The sequence below is a fragment of the Bacillus sp. SRL337 genome (assembly GCF_984799155.1).
On the sequence record NZ_OZ481793.1, the window covers coordinates 4,090,111 to 4,117,085 of the forward strand.

17 protein-coding genes are annotated in these 26,975 nt (G+C 39.2%); 7 read left to right on the plus strand and 10 right to left on the minus strand.

Annotated features, from left to right (window positions below; translation table 11 throughout):
- Nucleotides 1–497: 497 nt before the first annotated feature.
- Nucleotides 498–1,886, plus strand: coding sequence for an O-antigen ligase family protein (locus AC4E8A_RS20635; protein ID WP_490195652.1), 1,389 nt, complete (start codon nucleotides 498–500; stop codon nucleotides 1,884–1,886).
- A 1,040-nt stretch (nucleotides 1,887–2,926) separates the two neighbouring features.
- Here the strand turns inward: AC4E8A_RS20635 and AC4E8A_RS20640 are convergent.
- The 3 genes from AC4E8A_RS20640 to AC4E8A_RS20650 form a co-directional block, all read right to left on the minus strand.
- Nucleotides 2,927–4,015, minus strand: a complete 1,089-nt coding sequence (locus AC4E8A_RS20640) for a glycosyltransferase family 4 protein (protein ID WP_490195653.1) — start codon at nucleotides 4,013–4,015, stop codon at nucleotides 2,927–2,929.
- Between the two features lie 31 nt (nucleotides 4,016–4,046).
- Entirely contained in the window at nucleotides 4,047–5,558 is a 1,512-nt protein-coding gene (gene murJ / locus AC4E8A_RS20645) for a murein biosynthesis integral membrane protein MurJ (protein ID WP_490195654.1), read from the minus strand.
- A gap of 155 nt (nucleotides 5,559–5,713) precedes the next feature.
- Complete coding sequence (locus AC4E8A_RS20650) at nucleotides 5,714–8,845, minus strand: hypothetical protein (protein ID WP_490195655.1); 3,132 nt, start codon at nucleotides 8,843–8,845, stop codon at nucleotides 5,714–5,716.
- A 276-nt stretch (nucleotides 8,846–9,121) separates the two neighbouring features.
- Here AC4E8A_RS20650 and AC4E8A_RS20655 point away from each other — a divergent pair, with 276 nt between their 5' ends.
- The 4 genes from AC4E8A_RS20655 to AC4E8A_RS20670 all read left to right on the plus strand — a co-directional run bounded on the left by AC4E8A_RS20655 (nucleotide 9,122) and on the right by AC4E8A_RS20670 (nucleotide 11,912).
- Complete coding sequence (locus AC4E8A_RS20655; protein WP_490195656.1) at nucleotides 9,122–9,847, plus strand: glycosyltransferase family 2 protein; 726 nt, start codon at nucleotides 9,122–9,124, stop codon at nucleotides 9,845–9,847.
- A 5-nt stretch (nucleotides 9,848–9,852) separates the two neighbouring features.
- On the plus strand, nucleotides 9,853–10,197 hold the full coding sequence (locus AC4E8A_RS20660; RefSeq protein ID WP_490195657.1) for a DUF2304 domain-containing protein: 345 nt from the start codon (nucleotides 9,853–9,855) through the stop codon (nucleotides 10,195–10,197).
- On the plus strand, nucleotides 10,194–10,538 hold the full coding sequence (locus tag AC4E8A_RS20665; protein WP_490195658.1) for an EamA family transporter: 345 nt from the start codon (nucleotides 10,194–10,196) through the stop codon (nucleotides 10,536–10,538). Before AC4E8A_RS20660 ends, AC4E8A_RS20665 begins: the two co-directional genes overlap by 4 nt.
- A 129-nt stretch (nucleotides 10,539–10,667) precedes the next feature.
- Complete coding sequence (locus AC4E8A_RS20670) at nucleotides 10,668–11,912, plus strand: ArnT family glycosyltransferase (protein ID WP_490195659.1); 1,245 nt, start codon at nucleotides 10,668–10,670, stop codon at nucleotides 11,910–11,912.
- A 233-nt stretch (nucleotides 11,913–12,145) separates the two neighbouring features.
- Here the strand turns inward: AC4E8A_RS20670 and galU are convergent, their stop codons facing one another.
- The 7 genes from galU to AC4E8A_RS20705 form a co-directional block, all read right to left on the minus strand.
- Nucleotides 12,146–13,036 carry a UTP--glucose-1-phosphate uridylyltransferase GalU gene (gene galU / locus AC4E8A_RS20675; protein WP_490195660.1) on the minus strand — a complete coding sequence of 297 codons (891 nt, stop codon included), beginning with the start codon at nucleotides 13,034–13,036 and terminating at the stop codon, nucleotides 12,146–12,148.
- Nucleotides 13,037–13,124: 88 nt separating this feature from the next.
- Nucleotides 13,125–16,271: a M14 family zinc carboxypeptidase gene (locus AC4E8A_RS20680; protein ID WP_490195661.1), complete on the minus strand. Its 3,147-nt coding sequence runs from the start codon at nucleotides 16,269–16,271 to the stop codon at nucleotides 13,125–13,127.
- 283 nt (nucleotides 16,272–16,554) lie between these two features.
- A complete protein-coding gene (gene murJ / locus AC4E8A_RS20685; RefSeq protein ID WP_490195662.1) occupies nucleotides 16,555–18,072 on the minus strand; it encodes a murein biosynthesis integral membrane protein MurJ in 1,518 nt (505 codons plus the stop codon).
- Between the two features lie 20 nt (nucleotides 18,073–18,092).
- A complete protein-coding gene (gene pssE / locus AC4E8A_RS20690; RefSeq protein WP_490195663.1) occupies nucleotides 18,093–18,575 on the minus strand; it encodes a PssE/Cps14G family polysaccharide biosynthesis glycosyltransferase in 483 nt (160 codons plus the stop codon).
- Entirely contained in the window at nucleotides 18,572–19,039 is a 468-nt protein-coding gene (gene pssD, locus AC4E8A_RS20695; protein WP_490195664.1) for a PssD/Cps14F family polysaccharide biosynthesis glycosyltransferase, read from the minus strand. The genes pssE and pssD overlap by 4 nt, the downstream gene beginning before the upstream one ends.
- Before the next feature lie 106 nt (nucleotides 19,040–19,145).
- On the minus strand, nucleotides 19,146–20,285 hold the full coding sequence (locus tag AC4E8A_RS20700; protein ID WP_490195665.1) for a polysaccharide pyruvyl transferase family protein: 1,140 nt from the start codon (nucleotides 20,283–20,285) through the stop codon (nucleotides 19,146–19,148).
- Nucleotides 20,286–20,536: 251 nt separating this feature from the next.
- A complete protein-coding gene (locus AC4E8A_RS20705) occupies nucleotides 20,537–21,955 on the minus strand; it encodes an N-acetylmuramoyl-L-alanine amidase (RefSeq protein WP_490195666.1) in 1,419 nt (472 codons plus the stop codon).
- Between the two features lie 366 nt (nucleotides 21,956–22,321).
- On the opposite strand from AC4E8A_RS20705, the gene AC4E8A_RS20710 reads away from it, so the two are divergent.
- Nucleotides 22,322–24,595, plus strand: coding sequence for a S8 family peptidase (locus AC4E8A_RS20710; RefSeq protein WP_490195667.1), 2,274 nt, complete (start codon nucleotides 22,322–22,324; stop codon nucleotides 24,593–24,595).
- Nucleotides 24,596–24,794: 199 nt separating this feature from the next.
- A complete protein-coding gene (locus AC4E8A_RS20715) occupies nucleotides 24,795–26,969 on the plus strand; it encodes an S-layer homology domain-containing protein (RefSeq protein ID WP_490195668.1) in 2,175 nt (724 codons plus the stop codon).
- Nucleotides 26,970–26,975: the final 6 nt, after the last annotated feature.

Below are 26,975 nucleotides of genomic sequence, written 5' to 3' on the forward strand. Positions count from 1 at the left end.
ATAATAATCACAAAAATGATTATACCACCTAGCTTCTATATTTGATATATAAAATTTCAACAATATATTCTTTTAATCCTTTTTATCTATCAATTTCCGACCATATAATTCTATTCCCTCATATTTAGACGGAAAAACTCTTTCAAAAGTTTCACATACTTAAAAATTTCTATTTATTTTTTTCAGATTCTTTAACAGGACAGTAATGGCCAACTAATCATATGTTAAGAAATCCCCCTAAAGTACAAAGTATTTGTCTAGATAATGAACATTTCACTTTGGTATAAATTACCCTGAATACAAAATTGTAATGTCGAATATTGGAACTAACCTTGTTAAAATGTATAATAGTTTTGTATTTGTGGAAATTTTTATTAATAAATAGACAAGTCTCCTGCCTTACTCTTTTTTACCATATTAACTTTTTCCATTTACCCGCGATGAAAATTATTGTATCCTAATTGAAGACAAACTGACCTTGGAGGGATAGAAAATTCATGCATTCAATGATTAACAGCAAGAGGTTCCTTAATCTCTTTTTAATATTTATTTTAATTCAGCCTGTCATTGATATTTTGACCACTTATACGCTGGTCCAACTGGAAAGTGGTGCAACATTTGGTGTACTTATAAGGGTAGCTTACATGTTTGCTGGACTGCTGTTCCTTTTCTTACACTTCAAAAGTAGTAAATTCGCAAGAAACTCCTTCATATACCTTGTGATACTTGGATTATTTGTTGGAGTAAACCTTGTGGTCAATTACTTTACAAAGTCTCCTTTTTTTATGGGACAGGAGATTAAGTTCTTCATTAAAGTTGTCTATATGAATATAGTGTTCTTAAATTTCATCCTTGTCCTTTCTTTACTTAAAGAAAAAGGAAGCAATGTCATTTCAATGGCCACCTATTATATTCTGATCGCATCTTTAATCATATCAGTATCTATGGTAGCAGCAATAATGTCCTCTACTTCACTTGAAAGCTATGAGTCAGCGAAAGTTGGATATACAGGCTGGTTCTTCGCAGGGAATGAAATCGGTGCAATTATTGCCATCATTCTGCCTATTCTCTGTCTTTATGCAATCAGAAAGACAAAGAACTTAAAGGAAATATATTATTGGCTACCCGTAGTCCTTGCCTCTTTTTCTTTACTAATGTTAGGTACAAAAGTTGGTTATGGAGCTATACTAATTGTCCTACTGGCTTCATTAGTCATTTGTGCGATTACATTCTGGAAGAGTAAAGGCACCGAAGGACACAAAAAAAGCAGAAGCAACTTGATTACTTCATTTTTATTATTGTTGTTATTAATAATCTCAACTCCATTCACCCCTGTCTTTAACAATATAAATGTTCATCTGGGTTTCCTCGGCTTTAATACTAGCCAGGATGAAGTAGAGACTCCTGACGAACAAGGTACAATACAGGAGGATGAAACAGAACAACGACTAAATAAAAAACAAGTGGAAAACTTAATCTACAGCAGCAGGGAGGAGTTCTTAGCCCATCATAAAGAAGACTACATGAGCTCGCCAATTCTGCAAAAAGCTTTTGGATATGGTTTGGCAGGTAATTATGAACAGCCCAATCCAAAAATGATTGAAATGGATTTTTACGACTTATTTTTCTCGTTTGGATTCCTTGGTTTCTTTATCTATATAGCTCCTATTCTTTTCTACCTTTATATCGCAGGGAAAAAACTACTGAAAAATATCAAGTTGGTGTTTACACCTGAATATATCATGCTTTTATCTAGTATTGCCTTGACCCTGGGTATCGCCCACTTTGCAGGCCATGTACTCACTGCACCAGCGGTAAGCATTTATTTCGGTTTGATTTTTGCCCTTACAATAGTTGAACTGCACTCTTCAGAAACAGTAGAATAATCATGCAAATCAGTCTGAAGTTATGGAAGCACTGAAAAAGTCTTGCGGAGATTAAAAGGCAGAATCGTTCACTTCAATGAACGATTCTGCCTTTTTCACTTCAGGTTTTCGATGGATCAAATGTTGATATAGTTTAACAATCGAAATATGATGTCTATCAATTTTTTTTGAATTATGCCTCCTGAAAAAGCCGGTATTGATTTAAGTGCTTTGACTATGTTTCTTCAGATTATGTTTATAATGTGAATTTATTAGACATGCTTATCATCAAGTAGTCCATTTTTGTCGATGACACCCCTACCAAGGCACGCTATAATTAAATGAAACACTCATTGGGATAAATAGAACGCACTGCGTCGAAATTGAAACGCTAATTCGGGATACGACCTTTTTGGTGAAAGAAACTTTCTTTCGTATATAGTCAAAGGAATGAAATCTTTAAAATTTAAATTCACTCAAGATGTTCAAATACAGAGAATGGACTCGAGCTCAATAAGGCTTTCGGCATATCTATCTGCAAGGCAGGGCATATGGGCATTCGTAAGGCTAGGCATAGAAAAAAATTGAGTAGGTAAAGACCAAGTTGACACCTATTTTACGTCGATAAATGAAAAAGGTGCCCTCTCAGAGAAGGATGCTTAAAGTAGGGGCCAAGGTAAAACGTATTCCGCTTGCATAGATTCCGACCAGCACTCCGTCCAGGCAAAGTTTCAGGAAAGCGAGTACAGTTAGCAATATGAAAAGGACGATATAAAATCCAAGTAAAAGGTAATGAATTAACCCTCGAATCTAATTGCTATGGAATTACCAGCTGCCATATTACCGGTGAATATAAAAAGATATCCTCAGACTACCAGAGCCCAAAAAGCTAACCTACTCATATATTTTCAAAAAGCCAGTACTCCTTCCTTTTTGGAAAAAAAGTCAGCTTTTTCTGCTGGGCTATAATAACAGCGAGAAGATCTTCAAATGCGGCTAACGGCTGGCGTTCTCATTGAAGATAAAAATATGGCCTGCAGATTGACTGCAGGCCATTTCTCTTACTTGAAAATCTCCACCAGTAAAGGTTTAATATTTTCGACTTCGTATTCATTCGCTTTTTTCATAGCATTTTCTTTCATTGCTTGCTGCTGATTTTCACTCATACCGAAATAATTTCTAATCTGGCTTGCCAGTGCTTCACTGTTATCAGGCTCGAACAAGAAACCGTTTTTTTCATGCTCTATATAATCCAGAAGACCCCCGATGGCACTGCCGACTACTGGTGTTCCGCAAGCCATGGCTTCTAAGCCAACGAGACCGAGGCTTTCACCTTTTCTCGTCGTGGGAAAACAAAAGATTTCCAAGCAGTTATAGATATCAGCCAAAGACTGCTGCGGCAAGAGAGAAAAACGTACAATATCATTCTCCAACTCCAAATCCTTAACCTTGGCTTCGAATTGAGGACGCTGTTTTCCATCCCCCACAATGATAAATTTCACGTTATTAAGTGCTCGTTCTCTTTTTAAAGAAGAAATGGCGTCCAGAAGCACATCCCATCCCTTCCCTACATCGAGTCGGCTCACAAAGCCTGCATACCGATATTGCGTGTCCAGTTTGTACTCGGAAAACAGATCTGCCTTATTAGACTTCGAATAGAATAACTTTTTGTCTACGCCCCCAGAAGGGAAGACTTCAATCGGAGTAGTCACTCCGTATTTATCCCTAACCAAGTTCTTATAGTAGGTAGAAGGGGTGATTATTTTATGAGACCTTTCAAGAAGTCTCTTTACATATTTTTGGAACTTTTCCTGGGAAGGCACTTCAGGCACTACATCAGAACCATGGACATTTGTAATGATTTTTACATTCTTATTCAAAGCCTTGAGGATAAGCAGCGGTATAGAATTGTGAGCCGCATAATGGACGTAAGTATAGTTATATTCATTAGTTAGCCCTTTTTGGATAATCTTCAAGGAATAAGCAGCATAGCCAAATAATTTTTGAAACTTAGAAGTCTTCTTTGTCAAAACTGTTCTATCAACCGAGATTCCCGCGGATTCAAGGATTTTTTCGGTGTTCTTTACAAACACCCCATAACTTGGGGCCACTTCACTGGGATACATGTTGGCTATTAAGTGTATTTTCATTCCACTGATCCTTTCCTATTAAATTAAACTATTAATTAACCGTTTTTCCTCTGCTTATGACCATACGAAGAGGGTCTGATTTAAGAATAAACAAAATTACCAAGTAGATGGCAGCCCCAATAACACTTAACAGCGGAACACTGACAATATTATGAAGCGACCCAATTCCATCTATTCTTTTTAAAAGGAATACGGTAAGACCTGCTGGTATGACAGCAACTATAACCTTAAGATATTCTCTAGCAATAAATCCAAGGTTAAACCCTCCTGCAATTCTATAGAGAATAATAAAGCACAGTACCGTGTAAATTAAACCTACTACAGATGAAGACAGGGCCAGACCTTTGTAGCCAATCCATTGAGAGAAAATATTGTTTAAAATAACATTGATGACAACGGATAAAAACCCGATCCGAAGAATTAAATGGCCTTTTTCCAAAGTATAGAAGCCTTTAGCTATAATAACCTGAATGGAATAAAAGAGAACAGATCCGATATAGTAAAGTGCCACTTCACTCGTAGCCAGTGTAGCCTCCCTGCCGAATGCTCCCCGTTCATAAACAAGTCCTACAACTTCCGTTATCAGAATCATCATGATGGTTATTGTCGGGGCCAATAGTAAAATCATGACATTCAGCCCTTTTTCAATACCGGTTTTGAACATATCAACATTATTATTTGCTTGTGCTTTGGACAAGATTGGGTAAATAATCGTTGCTGTTGTTACCCCGAAAATCGCCTGTGGTATGCTCACAAGCCTGAATGCATAGTTCAAATAGGAAATAACCCCTTCACCAAATTGTCCTGCAAACAGGAAGTTAACCGTCAGATTTATTTGACCCACCATTATGGTCAAGCCTACAGGCAAAAAGATTTTATAGTAGCTGTATACCTCTTTCTTATCCATCCTTTGTTTCCAATTTATAAAATTCCGTGGCTTTAAATACAAGAATTTTATTAAGAAAGAGATGATGGTTCCGACGAGATACCCTAATGCCAAGGAGTAGCCGCCTATAGATTCATGAAGAAAAATGGCACTACCAATTGTGCATAGCACTACAATGGTCTGTGAGAAAGTCGCAAACGAGTATTTTCCTTTAGCATCAAAATATCCTTCATAAATTGCATTGATACCGACCAGAAAGACCGTTGCGAAATAAATGGCCGCAGTCCATATACCCAAATTTATGGCACTGTCGGTGAATTCAGGATACATTAACGGGTAATAAACCGGGGCAAATATTGCTCCTATTATCGAAATGATCAAACCAATAATAAAAGTTCCCTTGACGATATTTGTAAGATGTTCTTTCCCTTTCCTATCAGCATCATACTTGATATAGCTTGGCACAAAGGCATCTTTCATCCCTGTAAGCATAAACAAGATGAAGGCATTAGGGATGATCATGGCTGCATTATAGGCATCGACTATAAAAGTGGCCCCAAAATAATGTGCTATAACCAAGTCTCTTAGCATGCTGGAAAACTTCAAAAATAACGTGGAAATCAGAAAGATGATACTAGCAATTTTTAGTTTTGACATATCAATACCTCGTGCACATAGAATTTTACTTAATCAAAAGTTGAAATAGAAAACATCCTTATCTTAACATAAAACAAACAGATAAGAACACTGTCAGGAAATGTCTATAAGCAAACATAAAATAGCCCCGGTCATTATTGACCGGGACTTCTTGTTTATTTACCTGGGTCTCCGCTATAAACCGGAATATCGAAGGTTTTCGGTTTAAGGCCGAGCTTTGCATAATAGGTAGAAAAATAATTAACTGCCTGTTTCACTGCCCAGCCAATATCAGTTGCATATTGATGTGTTCCTGGAATCTCAGGATTCCACCTCATTTTATAAAGAGTGTCCTGTTGATTTCCTGGTCTATGAATATACGTTTCCCCGATAAACTTGGCACCGCCGATAATTGCAGCTTCCACTGAGAACCAACCTTCTTCATACGCAAACTCAGCTGCACACACAGCAGGTGATCCAGGACAACCATCATAGGCTGCGATTCCGTAAACATTGTATACGGTTCTTTCAGTGACTGGTTTTCCTTTGACACTGGTAACCTTATACCCTTTCAACAATGTGGATTCTCTCGAAGACCCTGCTCCTGTTTCAAGGATGGAATGGGACACAAGATAAATCTCATTGATATTATGAAGTTTACCTGCTTCAACGAAAGCAGCTCCTTTACCAGTTAAGCCACCCTTGTTAGCAAGCATCAGTTCATTGATTCTGTCTGCATTAGCATCAGCAGATTCAGATAGCTTCAAGAATTGAAATCTTGCATTCTCGTTATTCACAAAGTTTGCAGGATCCAGATAGTACGCTACATCTGTACGGCTCGCATTCACAAATGCACGATAATGAGTTTTGTAGTTACCATTGCCATCAAGCCGATACGTTTGATAAAAGTTAATTTGATACCACTTTTCCTTGGCTCCTGAAGAATTTGTGATTGTTTGTTCTCCAAGTATTTGAACTTTTTCTCCATCCATAAGCGGGCCATTTACTGCGACCACTGAAGAAGAGTTCAGTTGCCAATAGTTGGTCCCAGGGCCGCCCCTGACATTCCAGACATCTTTAACATAACCAAAGTTACCTTCGATTTTAGTGAACGCTCCAGAATGAACATAAGCCTTGTACTTTGTAGTATCGTTCTGGGGAGCCCTTTTCAACTGTGTATCCAGTGTTTGATCAAATGTACTGGAATATTGAGTGCTTTTAAGGGTAGGGCCAATTTGGACACCGGTCTTATATACATAACCGATATGTCCGCCGATACTTATTTCAATCCAATTTCCAGTAGTACTCCTATAGGGATAAACTTCTCCATTATGGATAACAGCAATTTGTTCTAAACTTCCTGATCCGTTATCAAAAACGGGTACATCCTGCAATGCAACAAAAGTCTTTTCACTTGATGCTCCTGCAGTGTTGTCAGCTGATTTGGTTTGTATATTATTAGAAAAGCCTAATGTGGTCCCTTCCTTATAGACAAAGCCATAATAATTCCCAAAGTACAGCTTATGCATATTTCCTGCATCTGCCACACGTTTAAAGGTTTGACCTTGTGTCAGTGTGCCGACTTTCTCCATTCCACCACTACGCTTATCGTAGATAACAGCCTCTTCTTTTGCCTCAAAATATTGGTCGCCGGATAAGAAATTAGTGTAGGTTGCCGGTTCATAAACATAACCGATTCTTCCGATAAAATCGATCTTGTACCAGTTACCCACTCTTTCAATAACCGGATAGCTTACTCCCGGATCAATAGAACCAAATTCAACTAACTGGCCCGAGGTGTTATCATAAACAGAGAGATAACGATCAGAATAAATTTCTCTGTTTGTATTTCCCACGCCATTATTGAAATTTTTTATGGAGTGGCTGAATGCCGGCACTGCTGAATCTTTCCATACAAATCCATAACTATTACCAAATTTAAGTTTGATCCAATTACCACTAATTGATTCAATAGGATATTGTTGGCCTTTATGAACAGCGCCAACCTTAACAAGGTTCCCATCTCTATTCTGGTAGATTGATAGATAATTATCGGTAATTTGGAAGTATTTATGGCTTGTATTGAAAACGATCTTCGAGGCAGGTTTGTAAATGTATCCTACCCTTCCGGAGAAATCAATTTTCAGCCAGTTTCCTGCTTCAGATATAATAGGATAGACTGTGCCCGGAGCAATATTACCCATTTTCACCAGACTTCCGGAAGTGTTGTCATAAACGGACAAATAAACATCACTTTGCACTTGGTAAATTGGCGAATAGCTATAGGTTAAATGGTTTTTGATTTTATCACCGGTAGCAGGAACGGTAGAATCTTTCCAAACAAAACCATATCCAAGTCCAAACTCGATTTTCATCCAGTTTCCCATTTGCGATACAATGCGGAATGATTGATCTGCAACAATATCGCCAACTTTAACAAGGCTCCCTGTACTATTGTCATAGATTGTCAGAGTAGGAGTCTTGGACATTAAATAACCAGTTTCCTCATATGTCAATGATGACTCCTGTGCTGTCAATGTCATCGTAGATTTACTGTCAGCTGAAGCCTTTGCTTGTTGCTCTTCCTCTGAAAGAATCTCAGCACCATCTTCTGTCAGTTTTTGCCCTGATTCTTCCTTAAGCTTTTCATCCACAACATGAGTTTCATCAGTTATTATAGTTTTCTCTTGAGAATCAAATTCTTCCTTTTCAGGGTCAGACACATTCTCTTCTTTATTAGGATTTTCAGCATCTGAATCTTCCTGAGTAGTTACATCAGACTTAAGAACAAAGACCTCTCTATTACCAAGAATGAATGAATAAGCAGAATCTCCTTCATTAGCAAGAGGATATTCTACAGCTTCTGTTGTGATTGCTGCCACTTCTTCTGTTACGGCATCGTAAAGGTTAATTTCTGCGGGAATGGTAATAAGACTGTCCCCTGCTTCCTCCAAGTTCTCGTAATCTTTGTAATCCTCGGAGTAACCCTGAGTCTCAACTTCTTTAAATATATCAGACGATAATTCAAGATTTAAAAGTCCAATTTGTACACTTACTTTTCCCTCTTCAGTGGACTGCGAGTAAAGAATCTGCCCTTCCTTCAATATAATCCCGTTTTCCAGAGAAACGTCAGCAATAACCTTACTCAAAGCTGCCTTCTGTTCTTGAGCTTCCAGATTTTCATCCGCTTCAGCCTGGATAGTTGAACCTTGGGCGTTAGCGGTAATCGGCAAGACCAGACAGAAAATCGACAGCGCTATTAGACATTGAGTCATAACAGCCTTGATCTTTTTCAACCTGATGTGCAAAATCTTTTCCTCCTATTGAAATATTTGTAACTTGTACATAATATAGTATATTGTTGTTAGAGTGAGGTTTCAATAAAAATTTCGGGGCAGCTCATACCAAAAATTGGCTTATATTTTATAATTTAATTATAGAATAATATGTCGTTTCGTGTTATTCTATCATTTGTTTCAAATATATATTGCTGTCCTTTTATTACAAAAAAAGCACCATTGATAGTTTTTTCAGCACGTAACTGAGCTATACTATATATATCGGTAAAAAAAGGAGTGTTACTCTTGCAAGACAAATTAAAGGTAATACCAAAAACGCTCATTATTGTTCCTGCATATAATGAAAAAGATGCGATAGAAAAGACTCTACAGAACCTCATGGATTTAAAAGCTGAGTACACAAATCTAGAGATTTGTGTAGTAAATGATGGTTCTAAAGACAATACAGCAGACCTTGTTAGAAATTTTGATGTGGTTCTACTGGATTTACCTCAAAACCTAGGTATTGGAGGAGCGGTGCAGTCTGGATATCGATATGCTTATGCGAACGGATATGAGATAGCCCTACAATTCGATGCGGATGGACAACATAACATAGGTGATTTTGAAGAGATGATTAACCCTCTTATCAATAATGAATGCGATATGGTAGTCGGGTCAAGGTTTCTTAAAAAGACTGATTACAAAGGGTCTCCGATACGTCGAATCGGAATAATTTATTTCACAGCAATACTGAGGCTTCTAACTGGTAAAACGTTTACTGACCCTACTTCAGGTTACCGCGCTAAAAATAGAAAAGTCATCAAAATGTTCTGTGATTATTATCCTAAAGATTATCCAGAACCTGAGGTTTTAATCCTATTACATCGAAAAAAGGCTGTAATAAAAGAAGTTTCAGTAAATATGAGTTCAAGACAAGGAGGAGTCTCCTCAATTAATTCTTTACGCTCAATTTATTATATGAGTAAAGTCAGCCTCTCAGTCTTTATGCAAAAAGTAAACAAGGGGTGAAATAATTGGATATTATCTGGGTGTCATTAATAGTGATTATGATATTATTTGTAGCTATCATTGAAGGTGTCAGGCGGAATTTCTTAGAGACAAACTATTCCCTCCTCTGGTTCTTCACCTGTATTTCTATGGCATTCTTAATTTTTAACAGATCTCTATTAGAGAGAATGGCTGATGTTCTGGGAGTCGTCTATGCACCATCCCTTTTATTCCTATTTGGCATATTGTTTCTTATTTTAATCATCTTTGATTTAACTAGAAGAATCTCTAAAATTAATGATCGGGTTATTGCTTTAACACAATCGCAGGCCTTGCTTAAAGAAGAACTTGAAAGGAAAACAAAGAAATGACACTTCCAATATTATTGATTACCAATATTCTATTACTTGTCACAGGACAAGTTTTATGGAAGCTTTCCGTAGCAAACATTTCTAATTGGAACCTTTCTGCTTTTGGAGAACTAATAATATCCCCATACTTTATTGGTGGTGGAATATTGTATGTAGTTGCGACGGGAGCTTGGGTAGTTATCCTCTCAAAACTTCCCTTAAGCATTGCTTATCCATTCCAGAGCTTATGTTACATCCTTGGAATGGTACTAGGAATTATCATCTTTAAAGAGACTGTGACTCCTGTTCAATGGACTGGTGCGTTTCTTATTATTGCAGGGGTCTTTCTAATAGCAAAATGATACTTTAAAAAGGATTTCTTCGACTCTCTGCATCGAAGAATCCTTCTTCTTATTTTCCAAACAATTGAAACAAAACAATAAATAATTGTTAAAGTTCAAATAAATTTATTTCGCTAAGGGAGATTGAATATGTACGATTTTTTTAAGAAGCACAAGGTTTTTATTTGTCTTGTACTCTTCTCTTTCTTTATTCACCTTGCTTTTTTAATTGCTCATCCAGCTTGGGGAACAAACCCATATGGAGCTAGAGATGCAAAAAAATATGCGGAAATGGCTTGGCGTCTAATTGAAAACGGTACCTATGGATATCACTCTTCAGTTGATGCCTATGTTACACCGGGGCAGCCGATTTACTTAATGATAGTGTTCTTGATTTCAAAGTTGACTACAATTGATCACCTATTACTTGCAAGAATCACCAATATGCTAATGAGCGTTTCTACTGCTGGCCTTCTATATCTCATTGCTCAACGGCTTTTCAAATTGCAAGCAGTTGCTATCATGAGCTCTTTACTGTATATAACCTATATAACACCTTATCATCGTTTTCGATCTTTATTGACCGAAGTTCCATCTATATTCTTTTTTTGTTTAGCGTTCTTTCTGCTCCTGTTGGCATATGAAAGAAACAGTAAAGTCCTTCATCTTCTTTTTGGAATTATAGCATCTGTAACCATTATGTTCAGACCGATCTTCGCCCCTATGTTGCTCGTTCCTATGCTCGTTACGATTTACAAGCACGGATATAAATCATCCATTCGAATCGGACTTTTATGGATGGTCGGAGCTGTTTTGATTATGGGGCCATGGGTAGGCAGGAATGTGATAAGCTTGGGTGAACCTTACTTGTTCTCCTCTCATTCTGGAAATCCAATGCTTGGAGGGACTGATCCTTTTTATCAGCATGACTTTCAAGAACTTATCGACAAAGCAAATGAACTTGGAATTACGCAAAAAGAGTATGCAGAATGGCGAATTGCCAGTGGACTAAGGCATGAATTCGAACTGTACTTCTCCTGGTTTACCATCGGAAAGACACTTTGGTTATTTAACCAGGCTGACACAGTCGATTACTATTCAAATGTTTTTCCAAAGCCTATCTATCTTGGGATATATCTTCAACACTTCCTCGTAGTGCTGGGAGGATTATTGGCATTTTTAACTCTCCGTAAAAATAAGGCAATACTTGCACTATCCTGGGGAGTAATAATCTATATCGCATTCTCAAATATTTATTTACCGATTCCAAGGTTTGGTTTTTGTATTATACCGGTTTTCTGTTTGTTAACTGGTTATACAATCATTACTTATTATCAAAAGCTTTCTGCTTATTTGAAGGATCCCTACATTCCATTCAGAAAAAAAGAGTCCTAAAAGGGTGAAAAATCCTTACTTTGATGATGATGAAGACACAGCTTGTAGACGCAGTCCAGAATTGGACCTTGTCTGCAAGCTTTTTTTATTCAATGAACTAGTAATAGCCGGTTTTCGCTGCAGTCATACTACTCCGAGAGACGACGGAAAGCATCTTCGTTTTTGCCACTTTAAAGATGATAATTAAAACAAAAACAACAGCCCTGGTTATTAACCGGGGCTGTTGTATCAGATCAACCATTATTCAGTTCATATTTATTAAGCATGTCTTTCATCGATGATATCAAGCTATCTCTTATGTCATCATCCTGAAGAGCAAACTCCAATGTTGTCTGAACAAAACCAAGCTTTTCACCTACATCATAGCGGTTTCCTTCAAATTCATATGCAAATACTCGTTGAATCTGGTTTAATTTTTGAATGGCATCGGTCAGTTGGATTTCCCCGCCTGCACCCACTTCTTTTTCTTCAAGGAACTTAAAGATCTGCGGAGTGAAAACATAGCGGCCGATGATCGCCTGATTAGATGGAGCTGTACCTTGTTTCGGCTTTTCAACAAACTCTTTCACCTGAAACAGGCGGCCCATCTGTTCTAACGGATCAATGACTCCATATCTGTGTGTTTGAGACTCAGGAACCGACATGACACCGATAACAGAGGATTCCAGTTGTTCATATTGATCCATCAACTGTTTTAAACATGGAGTGTCAGACTGAACGATGTCATCTCCCAGCAGCACAGCAAATGGCTCATCCCCAATGAATTTCTTTGCACACAGGACAGCATGCCCAAGGCCAAGAGGGGACTTTTGGCGAATATAGTGAATATCCACCAAGTTAGAAGCTTTCTGCACCTTCTCCAGAAGTTCAAACTTATCTTTTTCTTCAAGCATCTTTTCTAATTCAGGAGCACTGTCAAAATGGTCTTCAATGGCCCGTTTCCCTTTACCTGTTACAATGATAATATCTTCAATTCCAGCTTCTATTGCCTCTTCCACGATATATTGAATAGTAGGTTTATCAACAATTGGAAGCATCTCTTTTGGCATAGCTTTGGTAGCAGGCAAGAATCTCGTTCCTAAACCGGCTGCCGGAATAATTGCTTTTTTTATTTTTTTATTCACGATTATCCACTCCTATAGACAGTCATACACACTTTATTATACCTCATCTGTAAATGTGATAAAACCATGCCTCTATCTTCCTTAAAAATCAATAGGACTTAGCTTCGTCGGCGATGACAAGTCCTATAGTTTTGTTCTTGTTCCAGATGCTGTCGAAATAATATAAAGGTACTTCTCTTTCAACCACATGCGGTGAAATTTCGATTGTGAATCCAGGCTTTCCTTCCTGTCTGATAAACCAATCCTGTGAAGCACCACTCGGACTATAGATTGGACTTACCAGGGAATAGCCCGTAATACTGCCAAGCTTCCTTGCAAGTGCAAAATCCCTTGCATAGTGATCTGTCTGGTTGAAATACCAATATAGAATCTGACCAGATGAGTGGTAGCTTGCAAACGCTTTGAAATCGTGACTCAAGATAAAGTTGGACACTGCCTGTGCTTCAGGTTCTGTTAAAGGAGCCCGCCCTTTGTAATTTTTCGTGGACGGCCTTCCGGTATTATTAATGATATTTTCCCAATCCGCAGGGAATTGCCGATTAATATCGACTCCTCTGATATTGGCTTTCCAAGAAGTAAAGTTTGTGCTCAAATTATTGATTCTCAGAACTTCCTGAGGATTCTTCGCACTTGTATGACCTTTTTGGACCAGGGTCACTCCATCCGGATTAACCATCGGCACGAACCAAATGCTTGTCTCGTTTAAAATTTTGCTTACATTCATACCTTCAAAAAGCTGATGTGTTGCATATGAATAAGCATAGTTATCAAGCATAGTCATGACAATATTGGTCGTCATATGCTCCCTGGCGTGGGTTGAAGCATCTACCAAGATCTCTTTTGACCCTGTTCCAAGTTTCAGTGCATATAAATCTCTTCCATCTACAGATTTTCCAATGGTCGTCAATTCTGTAAATGAAGGATACATTTTTGCAAGTTCGTGCAAGTCGTTTACCATTTCATCGTAGGTATAAACTCTTTCTCTTGCGTTAACTACCTTGGAGGCATTTAATTTTGTTGCAGGAGCATAAACATAAGCTTCCCTGCCCGAGAAGTTAATCTCATACCAGTTACCCATCTGGCTGATGACGCCAAACACTGAACCTCTTTCAATCTTACCGATGTTTACTAATTTACCTGTTGAGTTATCATAGACACTCAAAGGCTCCAACGCAGTAAAGTAGACAGATTTTGCCTGACTTCCGGATAATGGAGGTATGCTGCCGCCTCTATATGGTATAGTGGCATCTTCCCAAACAAAGCCCTGCACTTTCCCAAAATCAATCAAATGCCAGTTGCCATAATCTTTTACTCTTTTATAGATTTCACCTTTTACAAGAGAGCCTGCATCGATCAACCTGCCATTTTCATTATTAACAACTTTCACATTGTCCTGAATGACTTGGAAGTATTGATCACTATCCTCAAAATCCACCTGTACTGCATCCTTATGAATGTATCCTTCTCTGCCGGCTACCATAACTTTATACCAGTTGCCTGCTTTACTGATGTAAGAGTAGGATTTGTTTCCATGCAGAAAAGAAATAGGGACAAGGCTTCCTGACGAATTGTCATAGACAGTAGCGTCCAGTTCCAGTGTTAATGTTCCAGAACCTCTGAATCGATCTGAGATAGATGCGTCTGCTTGTGCAGGACTGGTTGCCTTTTTCCAGACATACATCCTGATTCCAGCTATTTCTATTACATGCCAGTTCCCCGCATCCCCTACTCTCTTGAATACCTCTCCTTCTGAAAGGAAGCCTTTTGTTTCCAACTTGCCATTGTTATTCACTACTACTGATACATTCTCCTGATCAACCCTGAAATAACGATCAGAAGAGGTGAAGTTCAGTTTTACAGCTGAACTGTGGATATAGGCTTTTCTCCCCAGCATTTCTATGATGTACCAATCTCCGGTCTTGCTTATATAGTCCAAGCTTTGACCCTTTAGCAAAAATCCAATATCAACAAGGGATCCGCTCGAGTTATCATAGACAGTTGCATTATCAATCAATTCAAGCTCCATAGAGCCTGTATCATTTATGTACGGAACTTCAGCAGCAGACGCAGATACCACCGCTTTCTTCCCTACATAAGCTTCCCTTCCGCCAACAGTCACCTCAAACCAGTTGCCCAGCTCTCTCACCTTACGGAATGTTTCACCTTTTTCTACCTGCCCCAGCTTTGTCAGAGAACCTCCTTCATTTGAATAAATAGAAGTGCTGGCCTCTACAACCTGAATATAATCCGATTCAGGGACTGCCGCTGCAGTATAGGACGCTACCTCTAAGCTGTCTTTCTTGATAAACCCTTTTCTACCAGCCATATGAAGTTCCAGCCAATCACCATTTACTGAATAATACTGGTTCTCAATTCCTTTCGCCAGTTTCGCCATTTGGAAAGGTTCTGCCGAAGACAAATCGTATACGGGAATATCCTCAATGGTCTTAAATACAGTCCCTTGCTCTTGAGGTGCAGTCACTTCGTCAAGCTCATCCTTTGAGACTGCTCTGACCGCCTCTTTCCAAACGAAAGCTTTATGCGGCCCGTACTGGAGTTCCAGCCAGTTTCCATATTCTCTTGTCAGCTGATACGAAATGCCTTTTGTTAACTCTCCCTGCTTAATCAGTTCTCCTTTGCTATTCTTAATATAAATGGAGGTATGATCGGATACAGCAGTAAAGGTACGCTCTTCTGAAAATGAATAAGAAGGCTCAGCTGAAGCTGTTTCCGTTTGAGCCTTATCTTCTTTCACAGGCTTCTCCTCTGCTCCATTCTGATCCTCAAGATGATAATATCTATTTCCGATTACAACCTGAGTCTTCTCTTCATTCACAGACAATTCCATATCTGATTCCAAGATAATTGCGGGCTCTCCCTCATTTAACGAAAGGACTGTACCTTTAGGGATCACTTCCTTGGAAAGCGAAGATTCTGGAATGTATGGCGGCATTTCTTCCTTCGCCTCAATCACTTCTACACTTTCTTCTGCCAGCCCCATATCTTTCCCATTGAGATAAATTTTATAGGAGCCGCCTTCAAGCCTTTCACCAAAAAACTCTGCTTCCGGTGAAATTCGCACTTCCCCTCCCCCGTTTACGTTCACAATTGTGGGTTTGGTAACTTTCAGATAGTTTTGATTCTCTTTTGCAGCTTGCACATTTATGCTTAAAGCCGGCAAAAGTAAAAACAAAGACAATAGTACACAAACAACCTTTCTTCCGTTTATTACCATATGAACCTCCAATCTATGTATAAAAAATTTATATTACTATATCATTCTATATATCTCTCATTATATATTCAAGGACACACCATTATCTGGAATAAGCTATTATCCAATACGTAGTCATATAGTAACGCCTATCGTTTTTTACTTAGTATTAAAATATACACTTGTAAAAATCCTGGCCATCCCGGACTTACCTTCCAGCCCAAACACCTTGTTATAAAAGAAATATAGTCATAAAGAGGCAAAAAAAACCAAGCCTGTCCAAGACCTGGTTCATAAACGCATCTTACTTTTTCACCATTTGTTTCAATGTCTCTAACTCTCTCACTCTGAATAATCGTGCAAAAACAAGAGTTAAACTTACAAGCAGGACTCCAGAGATAAGTAATTCTGCCGGATTCCATTCCAGCAGACCAATCCACTTCTTTGCATAAAAGAGCAGAACATATACCAGTACAAAAACAGCACCCTGTTTAGTATAATTCCAAGCATTTTTCAGTTTAAGATTCAGCCTTTTCATTAACAGAATAATTAAGAGCAACATCTGTACATATGCACTAATTGTTGTCGCCCAAGCAATCGCTTCTTCACCGTACTGATCAATAAAGAGCAGAGAAATGACCATATTCACACCGAACACGGCAATCAATCCTGTAGTTATCGCTGAGGTTGGCTTTTCCATAGCATAGAAGAATCTGGTTAAATACACATTGGCTGCATGGGCAAGCATACCGACAACCAAAATTTTAAGCAGGTTTGCCGTGAGGGCCGTCGAGTTTTGATTAAATTGGCCATATTCGAATAACAGCTTGATTAATTCCCCGGAATATAGAAACACAAATATTGACGCTGGCACCATAACGAATACCATCAGGGACATCCCTCTGTTAAGGATGTCATTTAATTTATTATGATTATTGGCTGCAATAGTTTTAGCAATCAAGGGATAGATGACAGTTGTCACAGCCGTCATCAATATCGTTTGCGGCAATTGTACAAATTTTGAAGAATAATTTAGTGCAGCAATGGCCCCTTCTTCTAATTGAGCAGCAAAAATCCGATGAATCAAGAAGTAAAATTGTAAGGTAGCCCCCCCAAACAAAATCGGAAGAGCTATAAACAGGAACCGCTTTAAGTATCCTTCCCCGGCTTCAGGCAGCTTCCAAGTAAATGCAGGCGAAAGCAGTTTTTCTTTTCTCAAGGAATAAAAAAGGAGGACAAACATACAGACAGCTCCCAGCAATGCACCATATGCATACGCCGTTATTCCGGCAACGCTATAGAGTCCTGCTGCTGCAGCCACAAACAAAATATTATTCAGCAGAGGACCCAGAGCTGAAGTTCTAAAGCGATTATGGACATTCAGGATTCCTGTAAAGTACATGGATAGAGCAAGAAACAAGGTTGAAATACCCATCCATCTAAATAATTCTGCTGTCAACACCTCTTCTTTTCCAGTGAACCCCCAAAAAACGATATCAATCCAGAAACGCGGAAAAAGGAAGAAGGCCAGGCTGACTGTTAGAAAGAAAAAGAAGGAATAGGTGAAAATGGTCTGCCTAAGGGCCTTTTGCAGTGAATCCTCTGTTTTCGAATACACACTAATAAAAGCAGTGGCAATTGCTCCCCCTGCTGCGATATAAAGGAAATTTGGAATTGTATATGCCGCCACAACGCTGTCCGCTTCCATTGATGTGCCAAAATGGTATCCAATCAGAACCTCCCTGAAAAAGCCGACAAAACGGGATAAAAGATTAATGATGGCCACTGTCCCGATAATTTGAATCAACGATTTTGCTTTCAAGCTAACACCGGCCCTCTTAGCTAAACATTCTTTCTGATAAAGTCATCTAATATAGACAGGATCTTTTCCCTGCCGCTTACAAATCCCCTCGGCTGAAACGTTTCTGCTTCCTTCAGGATATCCTTCAAGTCAAATCCATCATCCCAATATAAGATGTGGCCGGCATCATAGAATTGACGGACGATTTCAAGCTGATGATCGTCATTATGTTCTCCATGCCTTTTCCAGCGGGGAACAGCTATCATTTTCTTGCCCATTTTGACTCCGGATGTTATAGATCCGGTGCCTCCATGAGTAATAATCAGCCTGGCTTTCCTATAGTAATCTTCCATTTCCCCATAGGTCATAAATGGAATGAATGTCATATTCGGGCTCCTGTAAGGAGTATGCCCTGATTGAACGTTCACATCTTCCTGAATGATACCCTCTTCAATAAGAGAATCAATTTCTTTCAAAAGTCTTGTAAAAGGCAGTTCATGCGTTCCCAATACAATAAAAATCAATAGATCGACCCTCCCAGCACGGCTTTAGGGTAATGCTTCTTCATTCCCTCCCATTGAACAATGAACAGATCAGCAATAGGATACACCATTTTGCCTGATAATGTGGGTGTCGACGTTTTAGCAAAGCTTTCGATGAACACAACTTTTTTCCCAAAAAGCTTAGCAATGTAGCACATGGGCACAGCTGTATGAGCACCAGTTGTCACCACAACATCGGGCTTGTATTTAAAAAAGAAGAAGAATGATTTCAGAATATTATAAGTGAACTTAAAGAAGTACTTAAATGGATAATTCCTTGCCCCATAAACAAGAAATGACATTGGATATTCAGAACTCAGCTCTTCCGTAATAATCGATTTTTCCGTAATAATGTGATAGTCATATGACCCGAAAATCGGCTTTAACTGCAATAATTGGGTCAGATGGCCGCCAAGTGATGATATAAATAAAACCTGTTTTTTCATAAAATCCTACCCTCCCAGCAGGAAGTAATAGTCCTGCAAGGTATATAGTATACTTAGACTGTTTCTCTATTTTACCATATCAGAAGCATAACACTACTTCTGAAAATTAATTTAAAATATCTTTCAAAAGCTTCCTGGAAACCCTGGTTTCTTCCTTCAATTCATCAGAAAGAGTAATATAACGCTCCTGAATCCTTGACCAGTCTTTCCCTGCAGTATCAATCAAATCCGCAAACACCTTCTCATTATCCAATTCATCCATTGAAACATAGGTATCCAGTTCGCCTATTCTCTTCATGAACGACTGGACCTTAGGGTGATAACCGATGCCAATTATCGGGGTTCCTGCCGCAACCGATAGGATAAGAGAGTGCAGTCTGGTGCCTAAAATAAAGTCCATACTCCTTGACAATTTAATCAGTTCTTCAGGATGAAGATTTTCTTCATTAATAATGGCAGCTTGCTTCTGCGTCATTTTCCCGTAAATATCTTTAGTTGCTCCAACATCCTGAGGAAACTTTGTTGAAAAAAAGGTTATTTCAACATTATGTTCCAATACTGCCTGATCCAAACATGCTGCCATATTATTTATATAGCTGTCATAAATAGTTGGATCGCTGACTGGCCAATAGGCAGCACTGTAATAAGGAAGAACCGTTACACCTATCCGTTTGATTTCAAGAGTTTCCTTTTTTTGAGAAACATCTCCTAAGGCAAGGGCAGGATCCGGAATGACATCTATTTTCTTCCTTACTCTCAATGATTGCAGAAGACTCTTTGATTCAACATCTCGTACTGCTATGACTGAGGATGAGGCGATCATACCCTTAATAAGGTTCTTGCCGGTAAAGGTTGTGATCGGACCTGCCCCCGCTCCGTAAATGGCAACTTTACACCTGAAAATCTTAGCCAGAAATACCAATGTACTGTAAATCGGAGTGTCCCTTTTAAACATGTCCATCAGCACTCCGCCACCGCCCATAATGAGGACATCCAATTTCTTCACTTCATTGAAATGCTGTGATAAAGTCGCGGCCACAGATCTTAGCATCGACCCCTTTTTCTTGATTAAATAATGTGATTCTATATTATAACGGGCATACGTATTTTCCGGATTATTACTGAACAGAACAATACTTTCACGGCCAATTCCATATTCTTCACTAAGCTGGATTAAGATGCCTTCCAGTATCGCTTCGTCTCCGTTATTATCATGTCCGTAATTACCTACTATCCCTATTTTCATTGTTTTACACCTATCGTCTATTTTATTTCGATTTGTTTTGTCGAAAAGAGAGTTTCCTTTCATCTAATAAAGAGTAGCATATGAAGGAAGGATAATAAAGTATGAAAAACGTGAAGTTTCTTCATATTAAGGAATACAGTTAGAGATAAGGTAATTCCTTTGCAGCATGGTAAGTGTTGTCTTTCTGAATTCATTTTGGCAGAAAAGAATAAAAAAAAGAGCGAGGTAGACACCCCCGCTCATCTATCATTCTAGTATTTGCTGTAATAACTTTTGATTCCACGATAAATGGCTTCTGCATAACATTCTTTGTACTGGGAGGAAGTGAGTTTAGAAAGATCGCCACTATTCGAAATAAAGCCTAACTCGACAAGCACAGCAGGAATTTCCTGATACTTGATGACATACCATTCTCCTTCTTTTGTTCCGCGGTCAGACATGTCAGCCATGCTGACAATTTGTCTTTGGATTTCTTTAGCCAGATTATAACTTTCTTCACTATTGTCGTTGGAACTATTATTATAGTAAGTTTCAGAACCCTTTGCCGCCGAGGACCCCGCAGCGTTGACATGAATACTTACGAAAAGTTCAGCAAAACGATTTTCCGAATACTCGACTCTCTCCTCCAGTGATAGGAACTCATTATATTCAGAACGGCTCGTCAAAACTTTTGCTCCGGCAGTCTTCAATTTATTGGCTACCCGGTTCGTTACATCCATAACGATATCCTTTTCATATACAGATCCATTCACAGCCCCTGAATCCTTTCCGCCATGGCCTGCATCTATTACTATTATTCTGTCCTTAAGAGGATTAATTCCTGTATTGACCAACTTGAGGTACGTTTTATGAACATAGGCTTTTTTATCATTGTACTCGATTTCAGCCCAGTAGCCCCCGATGGAATACACTTTCACAACGTCACCTTTATTCAGGCGTCCGGCAATTGAAGAACCTGTAGTAGGAGCAGTTCGGACATTTAAGGAGGAAGCAGTAACCTTCCCTTCTGTTACAGCTCTTTCTGTAACAGTCAATTTATATTTATCAGAAAGTGCACGGCTTAAAAATACTGAAAATTGTGCTCGTGTCGTGCGATTTTCCGGTCTGTATTTATTCATTCCGCCATCGGTAATTCCATTATAATAAAGTGTATTGATATAAGAAGCTGCCCAGAAATCAGAAGGAATATCATCAAAAATAATCGGCTTAGCTGAAGAAGCTCCAATATCCAGACCAAAAGCCTTTGAGACGATCTTACTCATTTGTGACCTGGTCAAATAGCCTTCAGGATCAAAGTTTCCGCTGGTCTTACCTTCAAAGTAACCCAGGCTGACTGCCCGTTCAATCCAGCCGGCTGCCCAATGATTCGAAGGAACATCAGAAAAACGTGCACGATTTGGTTTTAATTCGCCATACCCTTTTGATAAAACCAGCATCTTTGCTGCCTGAGCCCTGGTTACATTATTCTCCGGCTTGAAGTATGTACCATTTGATCTATCATACCCTCCGATTACACCCTTGGAAGACAAGTAATTTATCTCGGATTGAGCCCAATAACTTGATTCCACATCATTAAACATTCCACCAGCCATGACCTTACCCTGTATCCCAAACACAAACCCAACTAGTAACAGGCACATAGTAAAGGCTTTTGCCCACTTCGCCGACATACAACGAAACTCCCTTCATTTCCCTTATTCGACAGTTTTCACTAATTATTACGTTAATCTGTCAATTTCTATATCGGAAAGAAGTAAAAACTCTTTATACTTTTTCAGAAAATTAAACATGAAATATATTCCAATTAATTTATACTTAAAAAAGTACAGCTTCTTACTGCTGCACTAAAGTTCTGCTCTCACAGAAATATATGAGAATCTCGGCTGGTTAATGATATATTATCATACACTGACACCGTCTATAATTAGATAATATTACCATAATAATATCAATTATTCTATTGATATTATGTTGGATTTCAGCTGTATACTGACGATATAATAACAGAAGGAAAAAGTTACTAGGGGGTGGATTTGTTGAAGTTTTATATAATCAGTTTTCTTATTGCATTAGGAGTAATATTCTCTTTCGGCCAAAAAGGGTATGCAGACAGTCATGAATGGGTTACATATTTTAATAGTGAAGTTTCCGCCGAAAACTTTAAAAATCAGTTTCCGGACAAAGTCCTGTCCCAGATGGACTCTATCTTAAGAGTGAGGGGTTTTGAAGAATCTTTCTTTAATAATTTTCCGGATATTTTAAATGTGGAACCAAATTATATCAAGCATGCTGCTGCGAATTCAGTGAATGATCCATATTTAGGTGAGCAATGGTACCTTGATACTATCCATTTTAATTCGGTTGTTAATCGATACCCCACTCCGCAGTCGAACTTACTGCTGAATAAAGAAATAACCACCCCAAGCGGGAATGTCAGATATTCGGGGCAGCCTCTTTCTTCTGCCGCCATCACCTTCCCGTCAATAAACCAGACTCTGAACCGTATTTCGCTCGAACTTGAATCAGCAGATGGGCCGTGGACATTAACAGTCAGAAACTCATCAGGAAGCATCATCGGTACAAATACGGGTGATTTAAAAAAACTTGATGTTCTTATTCCAGAAAAATCCTATCGATCTATCACTCTGGAAATCAACACAAAAACCAAATGGAATACAGCTCCTTCTATAACTCAAATAACAGGAGTGAATCATGTGCGAATTGGTGTTTTGGATTCCGGAGCAGCCCTTCACGAAGACCTCTGCGGAAATATATTGTACAGTCTAGGGAAGGATTACAATACTCCAGGCAGACTACCCTATGATCAATATGGTCATGGCACCCATGTGACGGGGATATTAGCCGGATGCAGCAATAACAGCATCGGTATTTCTGGTGTTACCGGAAATGCTCCAGTCGATATCATTCCCTTTAAGGTCCTTGATGATGTTGGTACAGGCGGAGACTTTGAAATCAGCCAGGGAATTGAAGGTGCCATCCACATGAATATAGATATTGTAAATTTGAGTTTGTCCGGCCAAGGCGAAACAATCATGCTGGAGGACGCCATAAAAAAAGCCTACCTGAATGGTGTAATGATTGTAGCGGCAGCTGGAAATTATAACATCTCTACAGAGAGGGTTTTTCCCGCTTCGTACCCATATGTTTATACAACCGCATCTGTTGATGACCGGTTAAGGAAGGTGAACTCTTCTGATTATGGCTGGGAAGTCGATATCAGCGCTCCAGGACAGGGGATATATAGTACATACCTTAATAACTCTTATAAACAAATGACAGGTACATCGATGGCCGCACCCATTGTAACCGGTGCGGCTGCCCTTATCATGCATGAACACCCTGATATATCAGTGACAGAATTAAGAAATCTGTTGTCCTATTCTACTGATGACATCCTTTCCAAAGGGTTTGACATTTACAGCGGCACCGGTATCATCAATTACTCCAAGATTTATGACCAGCATGCCGCCAAGCCACTCGAATGGTTAGATGCCAGGGAAGCACAGCCTCATACGAAAACTGGTTATCTGCTTTCTCTTTCAAACGAAATGGCAGGGAAGGAACTGTATGTATTCAATAATGAAGAGTTGGTTGTACACTCAACTGTGAATTCAGTATTAGAAGATGTGTCTTTGGCCCCTTCTTCATCCAAATCCAAGTCAAAGATTCTCACATTAATTGTAGATAATGGCCATGTGTACGGAATGGATTATACCTATTTAAATAATCCTAAATACAGTGAGTCCGACTATTTAGATGTTCCTGCAGCCTACTGGGCTTATAATGATATTATAAAGTCTTCCTTTTACGGATATATCCACGGACATGATAACCACCGATTCGAGCCAACGGATTATATCACCAGGAGACATGCTACAATGATGCTTAACCGGTTATTCAGATGGGAAACACTCAAAGAAACTACATCCCCATTTACGGATGTATCAGATGAAGTAAATGCCATCAATCTGGCAATGCTGGCAGCTTCCAATGAACAGGTGATCAAAGGGTATCCTAATAACCACTTTTATCCTGAGAACAGTCTTACGAGGGGGCAAATGGCATTAATACTGGCTCGGGCATTGAACGTGGACAGCCGTTCCATAACTGATGTCCCTTACCGTTTCAAGGATGTTACAAAAGGCAGTGAAATTTATATTCCTATCACCAATCTCGCCGAGCTTGGAATCATTACCAAACAGGACTATTACAAGCCTGCAGATAAAATAAATCGTGCTCAATTTGCTGCAATGATCAACCGGACACACGATTATTTAAGTGAAAATTAGGATGATAAAAGAACACACATAGAACTTCTATGGTGTTCTTTTTTTTAGTCAGGATCAGCTCTCCCTTTTTGGACCTGGCTCAAATCAAGCCTTCTAAACTCTTAAATTTACAAACCTTTCGAAATAAATTTACAGACTTTTAAAAATAGAATGTTAGACTTTAAGATGTTAATAAAACTAATACCAAAGGAGAAAAAACATGCCTAATAATTCAAAAAAGTTAGTTGGTCTTACCGCAGCTCTTGTTCTATCTGCTGGTTCGTTCAACGCCCTCTTTCCTTCTATTCCTGCGAAAGCCGAAACGGAGAACATTAAGGTACAACTTCTGAGTTTGAACGACTGGCACGGACAAATAGATACGACAACTACTATTGACCTTGATGGGGACAGTACAAAAGAAACAGTGGTGGGAGGCGCCCAGTATCTTGCAACACACCTGAAAAATTATGAAGAGCAAAATGAGAATACTCTCATTGTCCATGCCGGAGATATGATAGGCGGTTCTCCTATGATTTCATCCACTTTCCAAGATGAGCCTACTGTAGAAGTTATGGAAGCTATGGGAGTGGATATCGGGACTGTAGGCAACCATGAATTTGATGAAGGAATTTCTGAATTTAAGCGTATGGTCAATGGCGGTGAACACCCTGAAGGAAAAGGGACTGAAGGTTACAACGGAATGAATTTCCCAATTATTGCGGCTAATGTATATGACAAATCCACCGGGGAATTGATATTGAACCCTTACGCAATTCAAGAAATTGATGGAGTGAAAATCGGTTTTATCGGTGTTTCCACTACCGCTACTCCTGGTATGGTACAAGCTAAAGGCAATGAAAACCTTGTAGTGGCCGATGCACTGGAAGCCATTAATCACTATACGGAAGAACTTACTCAGCAGGGGGTGGAATCTATCATTGTTCTTGCCCATAATACTGCTGAAGAAAAAGATGGGGAACTTATAGGGGATGTAAAAGAATGGGAAGCGAAATTGAATGACGAGGTTGATGTCATTTTTGCCGCACATAATCACAAAACGGTGAACTCCAAAATCGGTGATAATGTTGCGGTTATCCAGGCGTGGGAATATGGCAATATGTTCGGAGCGGTTGACATTGAAATCGATCCTGAAACCGGTGATATTGTCCGAGAAAACACTAAATCAAAAGTTGTCAATAACACTCATGATGTTGCTGAAGATTCTGCAGTGAAAGCCATCCTTGATAAGTACGAGGCAAAGATAGCTCCGGTTAAAGACGAAGTAGTCGGAGATAGTGAATATGACTATGTCTCGCAGCGTTATCCTTTTAATGAACGAGCATATGCTGACCATGGGCTCGGAAATATGATTGCCGATTCAATGAAATGGGCAATGGACTCTGATTTCGCTCTTATGAATGGCGGAGGGATCCGTGCGGGTCTTGACACTGGGCCCGTTACTTTCGGCGAGCTATATACTATTCAGCCGTTTCAAAATATGCTTCAAGAATTCACCACAGACGGGAAAGGGCTTCGCAAAATCCTGAATGACCAAATTTCTCAATATGGCCTTGATTACTCAATTGCTGGATTTAACTATACTTACACTTTTGATCATGATGCAAAGACTGGAAAGGTTGAAGATATCACCCTTCCTGACGGGACACCTATTGGAGAAAATGAGCACTATACCGTAACGACCAACGACTTCAGTTTTGCAAATAAAGGCATGCACGAAGTGGCTGTCGGTGAAACAGAAATGGGGCCGATTGACTCCGATGCAACGGCTGATTATGTAAGACAATTAGATGGACTAATAAATTGGAAGTCCGAAGGGAGGATCATGCAACTATCGAAAACATTCAAAGATGTAGCATTGTCCCATTGGGCGAACCCTTACATTTTTGACTTATCCCACAACGGGATTGTTAAAGGAAAGACACCTGAGTATTATAATCCTCAAGGTTCTTTAACACGTGCACAATTTGCTTCTATGCTTACAAGGGCATTGGACTTAGAAGCATCCGGCAAAACACCTTTTACAGATACAGTTGATTTAAAGCAAGAGACTCAGGAAGAAATCGAAGCTGCTTACGAAGCAGGGATTATCGAAGGGGCTAAACCGACTCGATTTGAGCCAAACAGACCAATCACACGTGCACAAATGGTGACGATGTTAATGCGTGCTAATGAATATGAGAATGGGGAAGCCTATATCCCTGCAGAAGGAAATGTTTTCAATGATATAGGCATTTTCAATCAAGAAATGCAAACAGCGATCAATGCAGCAGCAGAGCTGGACCTTATAGTCGGTTACGGAGACTCCTTCAAGCCAAGAGAAGGCTCCACACGCGGACAGGCTGCTAAAGTTTTATCCCTATATTTACTAAAATGATACAGG

Coding starts and splice junctions, on each gene's coding strand:
- AC4E8A_RS20635 (WP_490195652.1), top strand. CDS start 498: ATGCATTCAATGATTAACAGCAAGAGGTTCCTTAATCTCTTTTTAATA.
- AC4E8A_RS20640 (WP_490195653.1), bottom strand. CDS start 4,015: ATGAAAATACACTTAATAGCCAACATGTATCCCAGTGAAGTGGCCCCA.
- murJ (WP_490195654.1), bottom strand. CDS start 5,558: ATGTCAAAACTAAAAATTGCTAGTATCATCTTTCTGATTTCCACGTTA.
- AC4E8A_RS20665 (WP_490195658.1), top strand. CDS start 10,194: ATGACACTTCCAATATTATTGATTACCAATATTCTATTACTTGTCACA.
- AC4E8A_RS20670 (WP_490195659.1), top strand. CDS start 10,668: ATGTACGATTTTTTTAAGAAGCACAAGGTTTTTATTTGTCTTGTACTC.
- AC4E8A_RS20680 (WP_490195661.1), bottom strand. CDS start 16,271: ATGGTAATAAACGGAAGAAAGGTTGTTTGTGTACTATTGTCTTTGTTT.
- pssD (WP_490195664.1), bottom strand. CDS start 19,039: ATGAAAAAACAGGTTTTATTTATATCATCACTTGGCGGCCATCTGACC.
- AC4E8A_RS20700 (WP_490195665.1), bottom strand. CDS start 20,285: ATGAAAATAGGGATAGTAGGTAATTACGGACATGATAATAACGGAGAC.
- AC4E8A_RS20705 (WP_490195666.1), bottom strand. CDS start 21,955: ATGTCGGCGAAGTGGGCAAAAGCCTTTACTATGTGCCTGTTACTAGTT.
- AC4E8A_RS20715 (WP_490195668.1), top strand. CDS start 24,795: ATGCCTAATAATTCAAAAAAGTTAGTTGGTCTTACCGCAGCTCTTGTT.